At 70.0% G+C, this 20,476-nt stretch carries 16 protein-coding genes and 3 pseudogenes; 9 read left to right on the plus strand and 10 right to left on the minus strand.

What is annotated here, in order from left to right; translation table 11 throughout:
- The first annotated feature begins 655 nt into the window (after positions 1-655).
- Both ACZ4SF_RS37005 and ACZ4SF_RS37010 read left to right on the plus strand, forming a co-directional pair.
- Positions 656-1,027, plus strand: a complete 372-nt coding sequence (locus tag ACZ4SF_RS37005) for a VOC family protein (RefSeq protein ID WP_468393260.1) — start codon at positions 656-658, stop codon at positions 1,025-1,027.
- Between the two features lie 85 nt (positions 1,028-1,112).
- Positions 1,113-1,367 (plus strand): annotated as a pseudogene (locus tag ACZ4SF_RS37010) (mycothiol transferase); the annotation flags it as partial.
- Between the two features lie 8 nt (positions 1,368-1,375).
- Here the strand turns inward: ACZ4SF_RS37010 and ACZ4SF_RS37015 are convergent.
- A complete protein-coding gene (locus ACZ4SF_RS37015) occupies positions 1,376-1,546 on the minus strand; it encodes a hypothetical protein (protein ID WP_468393262.1) in 171 nt (56 codons plus the stop codon).
- Between the two features lie 497 nt (positions 1,547-2,043).
- On the opposite strand from ACZ4SF_RS37015, the gene ACZ4SF_RS37020 reads away from it, so the two are divergent.
- Positions 2,044-2,643 carry a cadmium resistance transporter gene (locus tag ACZ4SF_RS37020; RefSeq protein WP_468393264.1) on the plus strand — a complete coding sequence of 200 codons (600 nt, stop codon included), beginning with the start codon at positions 2,044-2,046 and terminating at the stop codon, positions 2,641-2,643.
- Positions 2,644-2,809: 166 nt separating this feature from the next.
- On the opposite strand, the gene ACZ4SF_RS37025 is transcribed toward ACZ4SF_RS37020, so the two are convergent.
- Complete coding sequence (locus tag ACZ4SF_RS37025; protein WP_468393266.1) at positions 2,810-3,247, minus strand: hypothetical protein; 438 nt, start codon at positions 3,245-3,247, stop codon at positions 2,810-2,812.
- 324 nt (positions 3,248-3,571) lie between these two features.
- Here ACZ4SF_RS37025 and ACZ4SF_RS37030 point away from each other — a divergent pair, with 324 nt between their 5' ends.
- The 3 genes from ACZ4SF_RS37030 to ACZ4SF_RS37040 all read left to right on the plus strand — a co-directional run bounded on the left by ACZ4SF_RS37030 (position 3,572) and on the right by ACZ4SF_RS37040 (position 9,746).
- Positions 3,572-6,133: a helicase associated domain-containing protein gene (locus tag ACZ4SF_RS37030; protein WP_468393268.1), complete on the plus strand. Its 2,562-nt coding sequence runs from the start codon at positions 3,572-3,574 to the stop codon at positions 6,131-6,133.
- Between the two features lie 555 nt (positions 6,134-6,688).
- Positions 6,689-7,420 carry a GNAT family N-acetyltransferase gene (locus tag ACZ4SF_RS37035; RefSeq protein ID WP_468393270.1) on the plus strand — a complete coding sequence of 244 codons (732 nt, stop codon included), beginning with the start codon at positions 6,689-6,691 and terminating at the stop codon, positions 7,418-7,420.
- Between the two features lie 7 nt (positions 7,421-7,427).
- Positions 7,428-9,746, plus strand: coding sequence for an Rv1355c family protein (locus ACZ4SF_RS37040; protein ID WP_468393272.1), 2,319 nt, complete (start codon positions 7,428-7,430; stop codon positions 9,744-9,746).
- Positions 9,747-9,839: 93 nt separating this feature from the next.
- Here the strand turns inward: ACZ4SF_RS37040 and ACZ4SF_RS37045 are convergent, their stop codons facing one another.
- Positions 9,840-10,595 (minus strand): dienelactone hydrolase family protein, encoded by a 756-nt coding sequence (locus tag ACZ4SF_RS37045; protein ID WP_468393274.1) that lies wholly within the window; start codon positions 10,593-10,595, stop codon positions 9,840-9,842.
- 175 nt (positions 10,596-10,770) lie between these two features.
- On the opposite strand from ACZ4SF_RS37045, the gene ACZ4SF_RS37050 reads away from it, so the two are divergent.
- The 3 genes and pseudogenes from ACZ4SF_RS37050 to ACZ4SF_RS37060 all read left to right on the plus strand — a co-directional run.
- Positions 10,771-10,953: a transposase gene (locus ACZ4SF_RS37050; protein ID WP_468393276.1), complete on the plus strand. Its 183-nt coding sequence runs from the start codon at positions 10,771-10,773 to the stop codon at positions 10,951-10,953.
- A 276-nt stretch (positions 10,954-11,229) separates the two neighbouring features.
- Complete coding sequence (locus tag ACZ4SF_RS37055) at positions 11,230-12,420, plus strand: cytochrome P450 family protein (RefSeq protein ID WP_468393339.1); 1,191 nt, start codon at positions 11,230-11,232, stop codon at positions 12,418-12,420.
- A gap of 73 nt (positions 12,421-12,493) precedes the next feature.
- Positions 12,494-12,989 (plus strand): annotated as a pseudogene (locus ACZ4SF_RS37060) (WD40/YVTN/BNR-like repeat-containing protein); the annotation flags it as partial.
- On the opposite strand, the pseudogene ACZ4SF_RS37065 reads toward ACZ4SF_RS37060, so the two are convergent.
- The 7 genes and pseudogenes from ACZ4SF_RS37065 to ACZ4SF_RS37095 form a co-directional block, all read right to left on the minus strand.
- Positions 12,946-13,362: pseudogene (locus ACZ4SF_RS37065) on the minus strand (IS701 family transposase); the annotation flags it as partial. The pseudogenes ACZ4SF_RS37060 and ACZ4SF_RS37065 overlap by 44 nt on opposite strands.
- Before the next feature lie 90 nt (positions 13,363-13,452).
- On the minus strand, positions 13,453-14,613 hold the full coding sequence (locus ACZ4SF_RS37070) for an acyl-CoA dehydrogenase family protein (protein ID WP_468393278.1): 1,161 nt from the start codon (positions 14,611-14,613) through the stop codon (positions 13,453-13,455).
- 70 nt (positions 14,614-14,683) lie between these two features.
- Complete coding sequence (locus tag ACZ4SF_RS37075; RefSeq protein ID WP_468393280.1) at positions 14,684-15,736, minus strand: aminotransferase class I/II-fold pyridoxal phosphate-dependent enzyme; 1,053 nt, start codon at positions 15,734-15,736, stop codon at positions 14,684-14,686.
- A gap of 92 nt (positions 15,737-15,828) precedes the next feature.
- Positions 15,829-17,181 carry a dihydrolipoamide acetyltransferase family protein gene (locus ACZ4SF_RS37080; RefSeq protein ID WP_468393282.1) on the minus strand — a complete coding sequence of 451 codons (1,353 nt, stop codon included), beginning with the start codon at positions 17,179-17,181 and terminating at the stop codon, positions 15,829-15,831.
- On the minus strand, positions 17,174-18,145 hold the full coding sequence (locus ACZ4SF_RS37085; RefSeq protein ID WP_468393341.1) for an alpha-ketoacid dehydrogenase subunit beta: 972 nt from the start codon (positions 18,143-18,145) through the stop codon (positions 17,174-17,176). Before ACZ4SF_RS37085 ends, ACZ4SF_RS37080 begins: the two co-directional genes overlap by 8 nt.
- Positions 18,146-18,160: 15 nt before the next feature.
- Positions 18,161-19,231 carry a pyruvate dehydrogenase (acetyl-transferring) E1 component subunit alpha gene (gene pdhA, locus ACZ4SF_RS37090; protein ID WP_468393284.1) on the minus strand — a complete coding sequence of 357 codons (1,071 nt, stop codon included), beginning with the start codon at positions 19,229-19,231 and terminating at the stop codon, positions 18,161-18,163.
- Positions 19,224-20,456, minus strand: coding sequence for a cytochrome P450 family protein (locus ACZ4SF_RS37095; RefSeq protein WP_468393286.1), 1,233 nt, complete (start codon positions 20,454-20,456; stop codon positions 19,224-19,226). The genes pdhA and ACZ4SF_RS37095 overlap by 8 nt, the downstream gene beginning before the upstream one ends.
- Positions 20,457-20,476 lie beyond the last annotated feature (20 nt).

Raw genomic sequence — 20,476 nt, forward strand, 5'->3', positions numbered from 1 at the left:
CCCGCGGAGCGGGTCCCATGGCGCTGCGCGCCATGCAAGCGAACACCCGCGCTGCGCGCGGTTGTTGCGCTCCCGCTCCGCGGGAGCGCCTGCTGACCGCTGCGCGGTCAGCACACCCGGGTTGCTGCGCAACCCGGGTGACGCTCCGTCCGCTGCGCTCCCGGAGCGGCGGGGGCCGCGCCCCCACACGGTGCCTCCGCTGCGCTCCGGTCACCGGTTATGGCGCAGCGCCATAAAGGCCGGGCCCCGCTGCGCGGGTCAGGCCAACGGGCCTGCGGCCCGAGCGGCAGCGAGGGTTGGGGGTGGTGACTTCGGCCGGCTTCTGCGGCTGAAGTGCTTGGTCAACGTCTGCGGGACCGGGTACTGCCGATTCCCGCGTGGAGGGCTGGTGCAGTCGGTCCCAGGAGTATGACGTTGACTGGCGAGAACGTGTGCTTGGTGTCTCTGCCGCGTTAATGAGGAACGCGATGAAACATTACTGCTGCTACCACACTGAGTGTGACGGGATTCTTCACAGGGTGAAGCCCGTATTAGTGCCTGTTCCTGATCCGGACATGGGTGTCTCGTGCCTGCCCCGGATGGCTGGGGTAGGGCGAGATCATGACCAGCCTCTAGGCTGTTCATCGCGGAAGTCCATCGACAGCTCGGAGATGCAATGCCACTGCATTTGCAGTTAGTTGCGATAACGCTTGATTGCCCCGATCCGCTAGCTTTGGCGGCGTTCTATCGGCAGGCCACCGGCCTTGAACTGCACCCGGAGTCGGACGCCAACTTCGCGGGCCTCAATGGTGAGCATGGATTCTTGATCGGTTTTCAACGGGTCGCCGACTATCGGGCTCCGAGCTGGCCTGACCAAATCGTTCCGCAGCAGCTGCACATCTGCTTCAAGATCGACGAGGACTTGAGTGAAACCGAGGCCCGGCTGCTGGAGCTCGGTGCAGGCAAGCCTGATCACCAGCCTCACGGGGACAAAGCGCGTGTTCTCACCGATCCAGCTGGACATCCCTTCTGCATCACTACGCACTGATTGCCCGAAGAGGACCACTGGGAGGGCCTGGGCGTCGAGGAAGTGCCGGCAGCGGCTGTGAACGACTGGGACGGCCGCACCATTGCTTCCCCTCGACGCCCCCGGTCACGTGCCGTGGTGGCCGGAGCCTTGTCCCAACACGAACCTGTTCGCCGTCATGGTCCATGTCCTCGGCGAGTCCAACCGGCATGCCGGGCACGCCGATATCCTGCGCGAGGGCCTCGACGGCCGGACCGGGATGCGCCCCGAACACGAGAAGCAGATCGACGAGCAAGCCTGTGCAGCCTACTGCGCGAAGATCGAGCAGGCCGCCAGGTCGGCCGCACCAATCAAGGCTTAGAGGTTGTCTCACGTGCCTTGATGTTCGTGCGGCACGATGCCGGTCGTGGGATCGCTGACCGGGCCGAAGCCGGTCGTGCGTACTTCTCCGCCGAACCCCTGGCCTGGCTGCGCCAGCTCGGGCTCGTCGCGCGCATCGCGCGGCCCGGCATCGAGTCCGGCGAACGCCTCGGTCGGCACTGCTGGTCGGTACGGTCGCCGGACCGAGCGCCTGCGGTCGACGCCGGCCGCGGTCGGCCTCGCGCTCGCCGGTCGGGCCGCGCCCGCCTGGCGCGCGTCTTCGGCGTGCCCGTGAGTCGCAGCACGGTGCTGCCGCTGGTCGAAGCGTTGCGCGACCCCGAAGTTCCGGCCCGTGGGTGGTCGGCATCGATGAGTATGCGATCCGCAAGGGCGTCACTACAGGACTGTTCTGGTCGACGTCGAAAGCCGGTGTCCACCGGACCTGCTGCCCGATCGGAAGGCATCCAGCCTGGCTGCTCGGCTCGCGAAACGGCCCGGGTGGAGGTGGTCTGCTGCGGTCGGGCACCGTTCTTCGCCGAAGGTGCCACGGCCGGGGCACCGCAGGCGGTGAGCCAGAGCCCGAGGAAGGGACAGCCCGAGCCTCGGCCCGTGATCGTTGCGGTACGGGCTCCCGGTAGCGTCACCGGGGCACCCGCATCGAAGGAGAGCATTTACTCGTGGACCTGGGCATCATCGGGCAGGCTGCCGGACTGTTCGCCGTCACCAACATCGACGACATCCTGATCCTGGCGCTGTTCTTCGCCCAGGGCGCCGGCCACCGCGGCTCCACCCGCCGGATCGTGCTGGGCCAGTACCTGGGCTTCGCCGCGATCCTCGCCGTGGCGGTGGCCGCAGCCTTCGGCGCCACCTTCCTGCCCGAGTCCGCCATCCCCTACCTCGGCCTGCTGCCGCTCGCCCTAGGCCTCAAGGCCGGCTGGCAGGCCTTGAAGGACCACGGTGACGGGGACGAGGTGGACGAACTGTGCAAGGAGGGCGGGCCGAGCCCGCTGGAGGTCGCAGTGGTCACCTTCGCCAACGGCGGCGACAACATCGGCGTCTACGTGCCCGTCTTCGCCACCGCCGGGATCGGCGGGATGAGCGTGTACGCCGCGGTGTTCCTCGTTCTGGTGGCGGTGTGGTGTTTCGCGGGCCGGTTCTTCGCCACCCGACCCGTCATCGCCAGGGTCCTCGCCCGCTGGGGCCACATCCTGCTACCGCTGGTCCTGATCTCCATCGGTCTGCTCATCCTCATCGAGGGCGGCGCCTTCGGGCTGTGACTCGGCCGGCACGTCACCGGGTCAGTTCGACTTTCTCACGACGTCGAGTGCCTCCCGAACTGAAGCTCGTCTGATGCCTGATCACCCATCGGCAACTCGGCTCGTCGTGGTCGCCGTTGTCAGGCGCGAGCCGGCGTACCGGCAGCAGGGGGGCGTGGGTTCGGGGTCAGTCTTGTTCCGGCGTGCCTGAGGGGGTCCATGTCCAGGGCTTCACTGGAGGCGGCGGGCCTTCCAGAGCGCTGCGGAACTTCTCCTTGAGGCTTTTCGGCGGGGCTTCCCGCTCTTCTTGTGCATGCATGAGCTGGGCTGTGGTCACCCGTACGTGGCAGTTGCGGTGACGCTGCCTCACGAGGACTATCCAGGCACCGTCTCGGGTGAGGAAGGCATGCCGGGCGGGCTCGTCTCCTGGCTGCATGTGCCGGGCCAGTACGCCTGGCACGTAGTGCAGGGCCGCATCCTCGGCCGCTGCGGCCGCCTCCGCCTCGTCCTGGCCGATGTGATGTGTGGCCACCAGCATCCACCGGTGCAGCCTCAGTTCCACGCCGTCGGGGCGCTCAGTTGTCCGGGTGTCCTCTTCGATGAGGACGTACCACTGGGCAGTCATGGCCGGCGTCTACCTGTCTTCCGGAGCCTGGCGGCCCCCTCTTGTGATGCAGCATGCGGGTAGCAGCAACGGCCCCCGAGACTGAAAAATTATCATGCCGTGCAGCTTCTGCTCGGTGCTGCTTCATTTGGGGGATGGCGATAGACTATGGAAAGGAGAGAGGCCATCGTCCGGGACAACTGGAGCCGTTATCGCCGCAGCCGCTGGCTCGGGCCCATACGGCGACTGGGGTTTCGTTCTGGCCAATGCGTGGTCAACTCTCGCTGTATGACGGCAGTTTGTCCCGTGGCGTCGCATCCGACAGACAGCAGAAGGCTGACCGGAATGGCAGTGAAGCAGCTCCGCCCGCATCAACGTGAAGCCGTTGACGCGGTACTCCGCGCTCTCGAATTTCCTGCAAGATCGACGGCGACCGAGCGGGGACTGCGGGCGCAGGTGGTCATGGCGACCGGGACCGGTAAGACGCTCGTCGCCGTGCGCAGCGCGGAAGAACTCCGAGCCGGCCGTGTGCTGGTGCTCGTGCCCTCGTTGGACCTGCTCACACAGACCGAGGCCGCCTGGCGTGAGGGAGGGCGCAGCGGGCCGGTGATCGGGGTCTCCTCCCTGCGCGGGGACGAGGCGAGCTTCCCCAACACCACCAACGTGGAGGAGTTGGTGGCCTGGGTGCGGCCGTTCGACAAGGTCACCGTGTTCGCCACGTACGCCTCTCTCGGGCTCGGCACGCTCGAGCGCGCCCATGCCGCGGGCCTTCCGGGCTGGGATCTGATCGTGGTGGACGAGGCTCACAGGTGCTCGGGCCGGATCGGGAAGCCGTGGGCGGTCGTCCACGACAACACGCGTATCCCCGCGTTGCGCCGGCTGTACATGACCGCCACGCCGCGATTGTGGCAGCTGGACGAGGACGCGGAGGCTGCACCGGGCGCGCCGGGTGAGCTGGTGGCGAGCATGGAAGACGACCCTCTCGGGCCGTTCGGCGGCAGGGCGTTCACTTTGACGCTCTCGGATGCCATCGACCGGGGGATCTGTGCGCCGTACCAGGTGGTGTGCGTCGATGTCACCGACACTCAGCTCCAGGCCGCCCTGCTCCTGGGCGCTGAGGGCCGCTCGGACGAGGTGCGTGGGGCGCGGCTCGCGGCCCTGCAGACCGCCCTGGTGAAGGCGTCGGCCGAGGAGGGTTTCCGGCGCACACTCGTCTTCCACCACGTCGTCAAAGAAGCCGAAGCCTTCGCGGCCGGCCTGCCCGACGTCGCCGAGCGGCTGCACGCTACCGACCCTGGGCTGTACCCCAGGACGATCTGGGCCGACTGGCTGTGCGGCGAGCACAAGCCGGGCCACCGGCGCCGTGTGCTGGGTGAGTTCGCCGACGGGATCGCCGCGGACGGCACGGTCGTGGAGAAGGGCTACCTGGGGTCGGTGAAGGTGCTGGGCGAGGGCGTCGACATCCGCAACTGTGACTCCGTCTTCTGGGCCGACGTGCGCGGCTCCATGCCCGACCTCGTCCAGGCCGTCGGCCGCGCCCTGCGCATCCGACCCGGCGAGGGCAAGATCGCATCTCTCGTGGTCCCGGTCCTGCTGGGACCCGGAGAAACAGTCGACAACATGCTCACCAGCCGTGCGTTCGCCGGCCTGGCGAAGCTGCTGGAGGCGCTCAGGGCCCACGACACCCGCGTCGTGGAGGCACTCGCCCAGCCACAGGCGCCAAGCCGTGTCACAGGCGTGCAGACCCGCGGAGAGCCGGAGCGCGAAGGAGCCGAGAGCGACCGAAGCGATCGAAGCGGTCGGCTGTCGGTGCCGGCCCGGCAACTGCTCAAGTTCAGCACGCCTCGTGACCCGGCGCAGCTGGCCGCGTTCATCAATCTGCGCGTCCTCGACCCCGAGCACGCGCACTGGCGCCGCGGGATCGAGGCCGCTGCCATCTACACCCGCGAGCATGGCAACCTCCAGGTGCCGTTCACGTACCGCGTGCCCGGCCGCGACGACCAGGCAGTGGATGCCGGGGGATGGCCGGCCCCGTTGGCCGGGTTCCCGCTGGGGCAGTGGATCGCCGACGCCCGCCGCTTCCGCGCCCGCGCGGACATGGACCCCGACCGCATCGAGCAGCTGGACAAGCTCGGCATGGTCTGGTCGCACTACGACGTCGCCTGGGAAGAAGGGCTCGCCGCCGCGCGCGGGTGGGCCGCGGAGAACGGGCACCTGCTCGCACCGCTGGACGCCACCTTCCGCGGCTACAAGGTCGGCATCTGGCTGAAGAACGCGCGGGCCGCCACCCGGAAGGCCGCGGAGATCGAGCAGCGGCGTGCCAAGGGACTGCCGGTTCGGTCGGCGGCCGGGGCGATGTCGCAGAAGCGGCGCGAGCAACTGGAGGACATCGACCCCGCCTGGTGCCCCACCTGGTCCGTCGCATGGCAACGCGCCTTCCACCTCACCCGGCAGCACCTGAAGGCCGGCGGCGAGCTGCCGATGGGGCCGGGCACCGTCGTACACCAAGGCGAAGACCTCGGGCGGTGGGTGCGGTCGGTCAGGCTGGGCTGGGACAGGCTCACGGGCGTACAGCAGTGGATGTGCGAGCAGGTCCTCGGGATCGAGCCCGCGGCCGACGACGAGAAGCCCCGGCCACGGCGCAGCCAGGCCGACAAGTGGGCTACGAACTACGCGGCCGCCAGGCAGTACTACGAGCGCGAGGGCCACCTTCGCGTACCCAGGAGGCACGTAGAGCGAATCGCCGACGCCGGCGGTGACGGCAGTCGCGATGGCGGGAGCGGCGGGGGCCGTGAGGAACGAGCGATCAAACTCGGTACCTGGATCGACAACCAACGCAGCAGAGCCGCGACGCTCTCCCGCGAACGAATCGAACAACTCACCGCCATCGGCATGCGCTGGACCTGATGGGCATCGTCGTGGCTGCCGTCGCCGCGCCATGGGCCATCTGCTGGGGAGGCTCCCCCCTCCATGGCGCCTTCGGCAGCCGGACTCCCCCGAGCTTGAAACGCCGCTGTGCGGGTCCTGCACGCGGGCGTTCTGACGGAAGCGGGTCGAATAGTGTGGACGTAAAATCATTTGACACGAGCCGGAGTGCGGCGCAATGGCCGTGTTCAGCTGCTCCGTGACGCAGGACGCGCTCGTGTGCGGCAGGCATGGAGGTTATCTCTCGGAGAGGCGGATGTGATTTCGTAAACCACGTCCGTGGTGAAAAAGTTGTGTAGTGCATCGATATGCGCCACATCCTGAGGGCCTGCTCCTCGATAGCCGATGCGACATATCTGGATTCACAAGCCGACGGAATAGCGCGGGGGCCACCCCTTCCGGAGCGTGCCTGCCAAGCGGTGCGAGCGGGCATAATGGCCGAAATTCGTATGGCTGGTCCGCGGAGCCCCCTAGATTTATTCCTCGTGCGCGGGTCGCACCGCGCTTCGGACCTGACCGACCCTGCGAGGATCCCCCATGCACATCCGCCTGCTCGACGCCCGGTTCGGCGACCCCGCCTATCGCGGGTACCTCGAAGCGCAGCAGCGCGCCTACTCCCGGCCCGGCTACGAGACGCTGACGAAATACGGAAGCACGGACGCGCGCACCACGCGCGACCCGTTAAGTTATCTCGCGGCATTCGACGAATCGGAAGGCGGCGAGGGTGAAAGGCTGGTCGGTGGAATCCGCATCCATCGAAAGATAGAGGGCCAGCTGCCGTCCGAGATTCACCTCGAGAGCCAGGAGTTCAACCAGGCCCTGGCGGACGAGCTGGCTGCCGGGGAGTCGGCGGCGGAGATCTGCGGCCTCTGGGTGGAGAGCGATTGGAAGGGCCGCCACCTGGGCGCCCTGCTGTGCGTCACCTCCGTCGTGGCGGCACAGCGACTGGGGGCAACCGTGATCTGTGGCAGCTGTCCCCCCGAACGCATCAGGGCGTATGAACGGTGCGGTCTTCGTTTCAGGCGCGACCACCCCCTGCCCGACCGGCCGTTTCCGGGCGTCACGGGGTACTACTCCATCAATCGGGCCGAGGCCATCCGCCACCGCGAGGAGCGGCTGACGGAAGCGACGGCGCTGCTGGACCGCGCCCTGGACCGGGCTCCCTGCATACCCACCGATGTCGCCCGCGCCGCCGCCGAGCGGCTCGGCCTCGGGCTCTTCACCGCCCCGGCCGCTGGAGGCAACCGCACGCTGAGCACCTCACGTTAGGTACGCGATGACCCTCGAAGCACATCTCGACGCCCTCGCCCTGCCTGCGAGCGGTACGGCCCCATGGCGTCCGGAGCTGTACGCACCGGCCGACCCCGAGCAGCGTCTTGCCCTGACGGAGCTCCTCGAACGCGGCGCCGTCGCCTCCGCGCACGACACGCTCGCCGAGCAGCTGGCGGAGCTCCTCACCACCCGGCGGCCCGGTTGGCGGCCGGACCCCGACGAGTTGGCCTCGGCAGTCGCCGACCACCTCGGCGGCGGGCGCCCGGCGGAGTACGGCACATGGGCGTGGTACCCGTGGTCGCGGCAGCTCGTCCACGTCCTGCCGCCGGCCGAGTACCGCGAGCTTCGCCAGTCCCGTAACCGCTACAAGATCACGGCGGAGGAGCAGAGCCTCCTGGCGCACAAGACCGTGGCCGTGATCGGCCTCTCCGTGGGTGCCGCAAGTGCGGTCACCCTCGCCCAGGAAGGCGTGGGCAACCGCTTCCGGCTCGCCGACTTCGACCGCCTCTCCCTCTCGAACATCAACCGGCTCCGCGCCTCGGTCGCCGAGATCGGCCTGCCCAAGGTGGTCATCGCCGCACGGCAGATGTACGAGATCGACCCCTACCTCGACATCTCCGTCTGGCCGGAGGGACTGACCGAGGAGAACACCGACACCTTCCTCGCCGGCGGCGGCCGCGCCGACCTCCTCGTCGAGGAGTGCGACGACATGTACCTCAAGGTCCACGCCCGCGAACGCGCCCGTGCGCTCGGCATTCCCGTCCTGATGGAGGCCAACGAGCGCGGCATGCTGGACGTGGAGCGGTTCGACCGCGAACCGGGCCGTCCTCTTCTGCACGGCCTGCTGAACGGCGCGGCAGCCTCCGGCTTCAAGGCGATGTCGACCCGCGAGAAGCTCCCGTACCTCCTGCGCATCCTGGGAGAGGACGAGCTGTCCGAGCGCCTCGTCCCCTCGCTCGTCGAGGTGGGCAAGACCATTTCCTCATGGCCCCAGCTCGCCTCGGGAGTCGCCCTGGGCGCCGCGCTGGTCACGGATACCGCGCGCCGCCTCCTCCTCGGCCGGTTCACGGCGTCGGGACGGTACTTCGTCGACCTGGACGAGCTGATCCGCGACGGCGCCCAGACCCCGGTGACCTCACCGGCTCCCACGCCCGACCCCACCCCGGAGGCCACCCCGGCTCCCCTGCTCCTGCCCGATGCCGGCAGCGCCACCCTGGGCGAGGAAGGGATCCGCCGCCTGGTCGCACACGGGATCCAGGCGCCGTCCGGCGGCAACAGCCAGCCCTGGCAGTTCGTCGCCCGTGGCGAGGCGGTGGACTGCCGCATCGACCCCGCCCAGCCGGAGACCCTGCTCGACTTCGAAAGGTGCGCCACCCATCTGGCCATCGGCGCGGCGGTGGAGAACATTCACCTCGCGGCCCAGGCTTCGGGCTGGGCCTGCCATGCGCATACCTTCCCCGTCCCGGCCGACCCCGGCCTGGTCTGCCGGCTCACCTTCGCCAGGGCGGCGCACACCCCGCGCCCCGCCCTGTTCGACTGGGTCGAGCACCGCACCACCAACCGCAACCCCGGCCCCGCCCGCCCGCTCGACAGGGCGCACGCCGCCGCACTGGCGGACTGCGCCGCCGAGAGCGGCGCCCGGCTCCACCTCGTCACCGACCGCGCACAGCTGGACGCGATGGGCCGCATCCTGGGCGCGGGCGACCGGCTGCGGATGCTCTCCCCGCAACTGCACCGGGAGATGATGAACGAGCTGCGCTGGGACCCCGAGGAGACGCGGCGCACGCGAGACGGCATCGACATCGCCACGCTCGGCCTCGATGACGTGGACCTCGCGGGTGTCCGGCTGGCCCGGCACTGGTCCAACCTGGCCTTCATCCGCCGGATCGGCGGTGGCGAAGCCTTCGAGGAGGGTGCCGGCAAGGCCATTGCCGCCTCCTCGGCCGTCGGCTGCCTGACCATCCCGGGCACGGGCCCCCGCGCCTTCGTCGACGGCGGCCGTGCGTTGCAACGGCTCTGGCTCACCGCCGCTTCCCTCGGCCTGGGGCTGCAGCCGCACACCTCCCTGCTCTACCTGTTCGCCCGCGCAGAACGCGGCAAGGACGCCGGACTCGACGCCGTGTTCGACGCCGCCGAGACCGACACCCTGCGCAGCCTGCGCACCAGGTTCACCGCCGTGGTCCCCGCCGAGCCGGGCGAGTCCGAACTCATGCTGTTCCGGCTTTCCTACGCGCCGCCGCCGGCCGTCCGCTCCCTGCGCCGCACCGTCGACTCGGTGCTCCGCTTCGCCGGGCCGCCTGAGCGCGGCGGGGCGTGTTCCTGAGCGCTTGACCGGGGCGGAACGGCCGTACGGCCGACGGCGGCGCTTCCGCGCGCGAGGTGGCGCTGGATTCACCCACGCCTCCTCGCGCGGCCATCAGAGTGTGCGGCCGAAGAGGTCCAGCAGCGCAGTCCAGTGCCGTTCGGCGGCGTCCGGGTCGTAGGCGGCGGTGTCGGCTTGTGTGTAGCCGTGGTGGGCGCCGGTGTAGACCTCGCAGACGTGCCGTACGCCGGCCTCGGTGAGGGCCTTTTCGAGGCGGTCGATCTGTTCGGGCGGCAGCGTCTGGTCCTGGTCGGCGTGAGCGAAGTACAGCTCGGCTTTGATGCGGTGGGCGAGAAGGTGCGGGCTGTCAGGTGCGGTCGTGGCCAGGTATGCACCGTGGAAGCCGGCCGCTGCGGCGACCCGGTCCGGGTAGCAGGCGGCGGTGCGCAGGGTCAGGCCGGCGCCCATGCAGTAGCCCGTGATGCCGACCGGCGCGTCCGTGGTCGTGGGTGAGCCGGCCAGCCATCGCAGGTAGGCATCGGCGTCGCGCATCGCCAGCTCGGTCGTGAGCGACTGCACGACGGGCATGATCTGCTGGAAGATCTCCGGGCGCTGCGTCGGGTCGATGAATTCGGGCAGGTCGAACACCGGTGCCGGCCCGTGGCGGTAGAACACGTTGGGAACCAGGACGGTGTAGCCGGCCGAGGCGAGCCGGTCGGCCATCTTCCTGAGGTGCGGACGCAGGCCCAGAGCGTCCATGTAGAACAGCACTGCCGGATGAGTGCCGGTGTCATCGGGGTGAACCAGGTAGGCGTCGGCAGTGCCGTCAGGTGTGGGAATTCCCACCGATGTGCCACGCACGGCGGTCATGTGCAAAACCCTCTGCTTTCCTGGGGTGAGTCGGTCGAGATCTCGAAGATATCGCCGGGTGGTCGGGGTCGGGGCTTCGTGTTCCGGGAGTCGATCCGGTCGCGGATCTGCTCGACCGGAAGGTGGACGCTGCGCACGACTCGTCCCCGCGCCGTGCGGGCGCGGAGCCGGGATCGTGCGAGCGGCTGGATTCAGCTCACCAGTCCCAGCTCCCGTACTGCCCTACGCAACCGACCTCAACCTGGTCGAAGGCATCTGGTCCGTCCTGCGCCGCACCACCACCGCCAACCGGGCCTTCAAGACCCCAGCCGACCTGATCACCGCGATCCGGCACGGCCTCCGCCAACTCCAGTACTGACACAACGTTCTCGACGGCTGCCTCACCGGCACCAGACTCCTCGATTCACCGTGACGACATCACGCATTCAAGGTCAGTGGCCAGGGAAGCGGGTAGTTGTGCGGGTGGGGGTGCGTGATTAGAGTGAACGGCCGTGCTCGGAGTGGTCGGCGGGGGCCGGTTAACCCGGGCCTGAGGGAAAGGAATTCCGTCGTGACCGAGACCGAGAAATCCGCCGTCGATTCCGCGATACCCGACCGAACCGACCGAACCGACCGGCCCGACAGCCCCGGCGAAATCGAGTTACTCGCCTCGCTCAGCCCCGACTTCGACGCCGACCCGTACACCGCCTACGCGCGGCTGCGCGAGCGCGGTCCGGTGCACCAGGTAGTGGCGCCCGACAGGGGGGTGGTGTGGCTCGTGGTCGGGTACGAGGCCGCGCGCGAGGCCTTCACCTCCCCGCAGCTCAGCCGGGACTGGCAGCGCGAGTGGCGGCAGACCGGCTGGCGCCCGCCGTACGCCCTGAACATGCTCGGCAACGCCAACATGCTGATGAGCGACCCGCCCCACCACACCCGGCTGCGGAGCCTGGTGGCGCGGGAGTTCACGGCCCGGCGGGTCGAGGGGATGCGGGAGCGCGTCCAGGAGATCACCGACGAGCTGCTGGACCGCATGACGGCGGACGGAGCGCGCCGCGCCGACCTCATCGACGCGTTCGCCTTCCCGCTCCCCATGACCGTCATCTGCGAACTGCTCGGCGTCCCCGGCCTGGACCGCGCCGCCTTCCGAGCCTGGTCCAACGAGACCCTCGCCCCCACCAGCCCCGAGGCGGAGAAGGAGGCGTACGAGCAGGTCATCCCGTATCTCACGGGGCTCATCGCCGCCAAGCGCGAGAGCCCCGGGGAGGACCTGCTCAGCGCCCTCGTCCACACGGTCGACGAAGGCGGCGACCGGCTCACCGAGGACGAGCTGCTCTCGTTGGCCTTCCTGCTGCTCGTCGCCGGGCACGAGACGACGGTCAACACGATCAGCAACGCGGTGCGCGCGCTCCTCGCGCACCCCGAGCAGCTGGCGGCCGTACGGGCCGATCCGGCGGGGCTGGCGGCGCAGCTGGTGGAGGAGACGCTGCGCTACGACGGGCCGGTGGAGACCACCACGCCGCGCATCGCCCTGGAGGAGACCGAGATCGGCGGTGTACGGGTGCCGCGCGGTGCCATCGTGCTGATCGCCATGGCCGGCGCGGACCATGACCCGGCGCGCTTCCCCGATCCGGAACGCTTCGACGTACGGCGCGAGGCCCGGGGCCATGTCGCCTTCGGATACGGGATCCACCACTGCCTGGGCGCCCCGCTCGCCCGCCTCGAGGCCGAGGTGGCGCTGCGCGCGTTGCTGGAGCGCTGCCCGGACCTGACGGCGGACGGGGAGCAGGGGGAGTGGATCCCTGGGATGCTGCTCCGAGGGGTGCGTAAGCTGCCGGTGCGGTGGTGATACGCCCGCCACGGGCGGGCTGACCGGCGGGTGAGCGGTCGCGGCACGCCGTTCGCGCAGGTCAGCGGGGACGGGGCTCTTCCTCGCCCACCGGCGCGACGGGGCATGGGAGTTCGAGGAGCCGCACTTCCCCGACCAGGCCGTGTACGCCGAGGCCATCCACGCGCGGCACCCGGGCGGGCCCCGGCTGCTCGCCTCCGGGACAGCGCGCACCGGGCCCAGCGTCTTCCACTCCGACGACCTCGGCGCCGGCTGGCAGGAGCCCGAGCGGCCCGCCGTGCGCTTCCCGGAGGCCACCGGGGCCTCGCTCGAGCGGGTGCGGCAGCTGATCCCGGCGCCCGCCGCGGGGCCCGAGGTGGTGTATGCGGGGGCGGAGCCCGCCGCGCTGCGTCTACCGCACGCGGGACGCGGGCGCCAGCTGGCAGCCGCTCACCCGCGGCCTGCCCGACGATGCGCACTTCGGCCCGGTGCTGCGGGACGCGCTGTGCACGGACGACGGCGACCCGGCGGGAATCTACTTCGGCACCCGCAACGGCGAGATCTACGCCAGCGCGGACGACGGCGACGCGCCGAGGCGGGATCCCAGCTCTCGGGCACAAACAGCCGCCAGTCGACGGCCGCCGAGGCGTTGTCGGAGGCCACGTGCAGCGAGATGCCGGCCTGGCAGTTGGTGACCTTGCCCGCGGTGCCGGTGTACTGCCGGGCCACACACGTCGAGGCATCCCCGTCCTTGAGGAAGCCGGTGTCATCGACGGTCAGCGCCGTCGGTTTGATCACCTGCTGCATCCTCCAGGCGAGGCGGGCACGTACATGCGCCGCGTCCCACGGGCTGGTGGTGATGAAATGGGCCAGGGCCTGCCGGTTGCCGTCCTCGCCCAGCCGGGCGGCCATCGGCTCCACCGACTTGCGCCGCCCGTCCAGCAGCAGGCCCCGCAGATGGAGTCCGTGTCGGGGCAGCACTCAGGGCGCTACGCCCGCTGCTACCCGAGGGCACCGCGGCGGGACGGGCCGGGGGCGCAGGAGCCGTAGAACTCAGGCAGGGAGGCCCAGTTCCCGCGCGATCAGCATGCGCTGGACCTCGCTCGTGCCCTCGCCGATCTCCAGGATCTTGGAGTCCCGCCACATCCGCGCCACCGGGTACTCGTTCATGAACCCGTACCCACCATGGATCTGCGTCGCCTCACGCGCGTTGTCCACCGCCACCGTCGAGGAGTACAGCTTCGCCACCGCCGCCTCCTTCTTGAACGACTCCCCCCGCACCAACCGCGACGCCGCATCCCGCCAGCCCACCCGCGCCATGTGCGCCCGCATCTCCATGTCCGCGATCTTGAACTGGATCGCCTGGTAGTCGCCGATCGGGCGCCCGAACGCTCGACGCTCACCCGCGTACTTCACCGACTCGTCCACACACCCCTGCGCCAACCCCGTCGCCAGCGCCGCGATCGCCACCCGCCCCTCGTCCAGGATCCGCAGGAACTGCGCATACCCACGCCCCTCCTCACCCAGCAGATTCCCACCCGGGACCCGCACGTCCGAGAACGACAGTCCATGCGTGTCCGACGAGTTCCAGCCCACCTTTGAGTACGGCGCCGCCACCGTGAAGCCCGGCGTTCCCGACGGCACGATGATCGACGAGATCAGCGGCCGCCCGTCCGGCTTGCGACCCGTCACCGCCGTCACCGTCACCAGACCCGTGATGTCCGTACCCGAGTTGGTGATGAAGCACTTCGACCCGTTGATCACCCACTCACCCGTCGCCTCGTCCCGCACCGCCGTCGTCCGCGTCCCGCCCGCATCCGAACCGCACTCCGGCTCTGTCAGCCCGAACGCCCCCAGCATCTCCCCCGCACACAACTTCGGCAGCCACTGCCGCTTCTGCTCCTCCGTCCCGAAACGGAACACCGGCATCGCACCCAGCGAGACGCCCGCCTCCAGCGTGATCGCCACCGAGGAGTCCACCCGCGCCAGCTCCTCCAACGCGATCCCCAGGGCCAGGTAGTCCCCGCCCATCCCTCCGTACTCCTGCGGGAACGGCAGCCCGAACAGCCCCATTCGTCCCATCTCCCGCACGATCTCGTACGGGAACTCATGGCGCTCGTACAGATCCCCGATCTTCGGGGCCACCACGTCATGGGCGAACTCGGCGACGGTGCGGCGCAGTTCCTCGTGTTCGAGGGTGAGGCGATGGTCCATGGTCTTCGGCGGTCCTTAAGTGAGAGGGCTCGTATACAAGAAGAGCAGGGGGGTCAGTCCGCCATGCGGGTCAGGCCTGCCACTTCCCGGTCAGTCGCGAGGTGGCTTCGCGCACCACGTCCGCCGGCTTGCAGAAGGAGAAGCGCACGAGAGGGTCGATGTGCGGGTTATGTGGGCTGTGGCGGAATGCGGAACAGGGATGGCCGCTACACCCGCGTGCGCGGGAAGGTCCCGGCAGAACCGCGTCCCGTCCAGACAGCCGACTCCTCGTACGTCCACCTGGAGGAAGTACCCGCCTTCGCCGCGATAGGTGCGCAGTCCGGCCTGTTCGAGACCGGTGCGCAGCAGGTCCCTGTGGCGTTGCAGTGTGCTGCACTTTGAACGTCCTGCCCGCGGACGAGACCACCAGGGTGCGCTCCCGCATGCCGGGGACCGAGGCGAGCGAGTGGTGCCTGGCCCCGTCGTACACGAGGTGTTCGTAGACCTCGTCCGTGACGGCGGTCAGTCGGTGGTCCAGGCACACCCGGGCCACGGCGGCGAGTTCCGCATCGGTGAAGACTTTGCCCGTGGGGTTGTGCGGTGAGTTGAGCAGCAGCAACCGGGTGCGCGGGGTGACCGCCGCTCGCAGCGCGGCCTCGTCCAGGCAGAACCGGTCGCCCTCCGTCGCCAGCGGGACGGCGACGAGCCGGGCGCCCGCCAGCGAGGCGGCGGCTTCGTAGGCGTCGTAGCAGGGGTCGAGTGTGAGGACCTCGTCCCCGGGGTTGCACAGTGCCAGCAGGGCCGCTGTGACGGCCTCGGTCGCTCCGGCGGTGACGACGACCTCGCGGTCGGCGTCGTAACGGATTCCGGAGCGACGCAACCGGCTGTCCGCTATCGCCCGCCGCAGCTCGGTCAGGCCCGCTGCGGGCGGGTACTGGTTGTGCCCTTCGGTGATGGCCGCCATGGCGTCGTCCAGGAGGGCGCGGGGGGCGCTCAGCCCGGGTGCCCCCTGGCCCAGGTCGATCGCACCGTACCGCTCGGCGAGCTCGCGGGTCTCGGTAAGGACGGACAGGCGGAAGCTCTGAATGCGATCGGCCCTGCGCAGGCGCGGGCGCGTGGGCGGCAGGGGCTGTGCCGACGGCACTGTGGTGGTGTCCTTACGTTGTATAGGTGAGTTGGTTCTGGTCACTCGTACGATCGGGAGTCATGAACAGGGAGTGGGCACGGGGTGCCCGCTCACAGCCGCAGCAGGATGGTGTCGGGGTCCTCCACGAGTGCGCCCAGTGCGGTGAGGAAGGCCGCGGCCTCGGCGCCATCACACACCCGATGGTCGAACGCGCAGGTGAGCTTCGCAGTGGGCCGTACAACGAGCCGGTCGCCGTCCACGACGTGGGGGCGGGGACAGATGGACCCCACGCCGAGGATCGCCGCTTCAGGGTGGTTGACGACCGGCACGCCCTCGTCCAGGCCGAGCGCGCCGAAGTTGGAGACCGTGAAGGTGGAGCCGGTCAGCTCGCGGGGGGTGAGTGTGCCCACGCGCGCCCCGTCCGCCAGCCGCGCCACCTCCTGGGCGAGCCGCACAGTCGACAGGTCCTGGGCGTCGCGCACCACGGGCACGACCAGGCCGCGCGGTGTGGCCGTGCCAATGCCCAGGTGCACTGCGTCGTACGTACGGACCACGGGGCCGTCCTGAACGTACGTGGCGTTGAGCCTGGGGTGTTCGCGCAGAGTGAGCGTCAGGAGCCGCAGCAGGAGGGCGAAGGGCGTGGCGGCGTTCTCGGCGTCCTGCGCGCGCAGCCTGTCGCGCAGGACGAGCAGGCGGGAGAAGTCGACGACGAGGGAGCAGTGGGCGTCCGGGATCTCCCGGCGTGCACGCTCCATGTGTGCTGCCGTGCGTGCGCGGATGCCGCGCACGGGGATCGAACGTGTCCCGGAGTCGCTCCCGCCGTCCCCGTCAGTCGCCGTGGCGAGGGAAGCCGCCGCCGCGTGGACGTCCGTGCGGGTGATGGTGCCCTCCGGACCCGAGCCGGCGCCCAGCGCGGCCAGGTCCACCCCGAGCCTGCGGGCGAGATGCCGTACGGGCGGCTTGGCGCGGGGGCGCCCGGTGTCGGTCGGCACAGTGGACGGCGAACGGCGGGGAGCGGGGCGTCTGCGGACCGCGCGCCGCCCGGTGTCCGTCCCTGCCCGCGTGCCGTATCCGACGAGCACCGGTCCCGAATCAGCGCCGGTACGGTCGGCGCTGACCGCGCCGACGGGCGTGTCCGGCCCGGCACTCGTGGCCGCACCTGGGTCCTCAGCGAAGCCCAGCCCCCTGCCGGTGCCCGCGGGCGCCCCGCTGTCGATGAAGGTCAGCGGTGTGCCCACCGGCAGGGTCTCTCCCGGCTCGCCGCGCCGCTCCACGACGGTCCCGGCGTACGGGGACGGGATTTCCACCTCGGCCTTGGCCGTCTCCAGTGTGCACAGCGGCTGGTTGACGGTGACGGTGTCGCCCGGCGCCACCAGCCATTCAACGATCGTCGCGTCGAGCAGTCCCTCCCCGAGGTCGGGCACGAGGAACTCCCTGACCGTGCGCTCCGCGGCGTCAGTCATGGCTGTACCCGAAGGACCGGTCGATGGTGTCGAGCAGCCTGTCGACGCCCGGAAGCCATGCCTTCTCCCATCGCGCGGGTGGATATGGTGTGTCGAATCCCGTGACTCTCAGCACGGGAGCCTCCAGGTCCCAGAACAGTTCCTCCTGCACCCTGGCCGCGATTTCCGCTCCCAGCCCCAGCGTGCGCGAGCCCTCGTGCAGCACGACGCAGCGTCCGGTGCGGGCCACCGACGCGGCGATGGTCGCGAAGTCCATGGGGGCCAGGGAGCGCAGGTCGACTACTTCCAGCTCCCAGCCGTGCTCGCGCCGGGCGGTCTCCGCGGCGTCGAGCGCGGTGCCGACGGTGCCGCCGTAGGTGACCACCGTGGCGTCCGTACCGCTGCGGCGGACCAGCGCTTGCCCCAAGCCCGCCGCAGGCGCTTCGGCCGTCGCGTCACCGCTCTGCCAGTAGCGCCGCTTGGGCTCCAGGAAAAGCACCGGGTCGTCACAGTCGATGGACTGCCGGAGCAGGGCATGGGCGTCCGCCGCCGTGGCGGGCGTCACCACCCGCAGCCCCGCGGTGTGCGCCCAGAACGTCTCGGTGGACTCCGAGTGGTGCTCCACCGCGCCGATGCCGCCGAAGGACGGGACGCGCAGCGTCACGGGCACCGAGAGCTGGCCGCGGGTGCGGTTGCGGTACTTGGCCAGGTGGCTGACGATCTGGTCCAGTGCGGGGTAGGTGAATCCGTCGAACTGGATCTCGGGCACCGGCCGCAGTCCCCGCATCGCCATGCCCAGGGCCACTCCGACGATCGCCGACTCGGCGAGCGGCGTGTCGAAGCAGCGCTGCGGGCCGAACTGCTCGGCGAGGCCCTCGGTCACCCGGAAGACTCCGCCCTGGCGAGCCACGTCCTGGCCGAAGACGACGACTCGCTCGTCCTCGGCCATGGCCTCGCGCAGCGCCGTGTTGATCGCTTCCACCATGGTTGCCGCCACGGCTCACTCCTTCTGGGACAGTTCGGCGAGCAGCTGTCCCGACTGCTCCAGCAGGTCCTTCGACGGCTCGTGCAGTACGTGTGCGAACAGCTCCGCGGGCGGCACGTCAGGGGCGTCGAACACGCCCTCTCTCAGCTCGGAGCACATGCGGGTGGCCCGGTCCCTCGCGCGGTCCTCGGTCTCCTCGTGCCACAGGCCCCGGTGGGTGAGGTAGCGCCGGTAGCGGGGCAGGGGGTCGAGCCGCTCCCAGTGGTCGACCTCGTCCTGTGTGCGGTACCGGGTCGGGTCGTCGGAGGTGGTGTGCGGGGCGAGCCGGTAGGTGACCGCCTCGACAAGGGTCGGGCCGCCGCCCGCCCTGGCTCGTGCGGCGGCCTGTGCGGTCACCGCCCGGCAGGCGAGTACGTCGTTGCCGTCGACCCGTACCCCCGGCATGCCGTAGCCGACGGCCTTGTGTGCGAGGGAGGGGGCCCGTGTCTGCTCGGAGAGGGGCACGGAGATCGCCCACTGGTTGTTCTGGATGTAGAACACGCACGGTGCCGCGTTCACGGCGGCGAAGTTCAGCGCCTCGTGCACGTCTCCCTCACTCGTCGCGCCGTCCCCGATGAAGGCGACGGTCAGGGAGTCCTCGCCGAGCCTGGGCGCCGCCATGGCTGCGCCGACGGCGTGCAGGGCGTGCGTGCCGATGGGGATGGACATCGCCGCGCAGGCGTGCTCAGGAAAGCCCCAGCCGCCGTGCCAGGTACCGCGCCACACCGCACCGACCGCGGAGGCGGGAATCCCGCGCATCAGGAACAGCCCGAGCTCGCGGTACTGCGGGAAGAGCCAGTCGTCGCGGCGCAGGGCGGCGGCGCAGCCGACCTGGGCCGCTTCCTGTCCCCTGCACGAGGGGTACAAGGCCAGCTGCCCTTGCCGCTGGAGGTTGACGAACTCCGCGTCCACGGCGCGGGTGACGACCATCCACTCGTACAGTTCGGTCAGTTCCTCCGATGACAGCGTGACGTCGAACTGCGGGTGGTCCACCGGCAGGCCCTCGGGGGTGATGAGGGCGACCGGCTGCGGATCGAAGTCAGCCACCAGCCACAGCCTCCTGGCGTGGCCGGATGATGGCGGGAACGGCACGGACGCCGTTGAGTGCCAGCGAGTGGACCGGTTCGACCTCGTCCCTGGGGACGGCCAGTTCGGCGTCGAAGCGGTCGAAGAACGCCGGGAGCGCTATGTGCGCCTCGAGGCGGGCCAGCGGCGCGCCCACGCAGAAGTGCGGGCCGTGCCCGAAGGACAGGTGACGGGTGTCACGCGCGACGTCGAACGACGCGGCAAGCGGACCGTGTTGGGCGGGGTCGCGCCCCAGAGACACGTACGACATCATTACCGGCTCGCCGGCGCGGATCAGCACTCCCCCGATCTCGATGTCCTGCGCCGGGTACCGGAACGCACCCTGGTTGACCGGCGAGTCCCAGGCCAGCACCGATTCAGTCACCGACTGCCACGACACCTCGCCGGCACGCACCCGCGCCAGCTGCTCGGGGTGGGTCATGAGAGCGAGGAGGGAGTTGGTGAAGAAGTTGATGGTCGTCTGGTGTCCGGCGGTCAGCACCAGAATGAGGGTGTCGATGAGTTCGTCGTGGGTGATGGAACCGCTGGTGTGGTGTTCGACCAGCATGGAGGTAAGGTCGTCGCCAGGATCGGCGGCCTTGCTCGCGGCCAGTTCGGCCATGAAGCGGTAGAGCGCCTCCTCGGTGGCGGTCACCTCCGTCGGCTGTTCGGTGGTGTCGAACAGCGCGTGGCACAGGGAGTGCAGCGGTGCTTGCTGCTCGTCGGGAACGCCGAACAGCTCGCATATCACCCCCATCGGCAACGGGACGGCGAACGCCGTCTTGAGGTCGGTCACCTCGTGCGCGAGCGGGGCGGCGAGCTGGTCCAGTAGGTCGTCGACGATCCGCTGGATCTGCGGCCTCAGTGCCTCGACCCGGCGCGCAGTGAACGCCCGGGACACCAGGTTGCGCAGCCGCCGGTGCTCGGTCCCGTCAGCGGTGCCCATGTACTGGGCGGTGATGATCTTCATCAGGGGCCAGCCTGCGGGGACTTCACCGCGCTGCAGGGCTCCCCAGTTGCCGGCGTTCATCGAGAAGCTCGGGTCCTCAAAGATCTGTTGGGCGATGGCGTGGCGGGTGACCGCCCAGACGGGCACACCGACCACGTCGACCGGTACGACGGGTCCGGCCTCGAACAGCCGCTCAGCTTCCGCTCGGGCGTCGGCGGCGAACGGGTCGAGGGTGAACAGCGGATGGGACAGATCCACGATTTGCTCCTATGAAGAGT

The sequence above is a fragment of the Streptomyces sp. NPDC027663 genome (assembly GCF_055566415.1).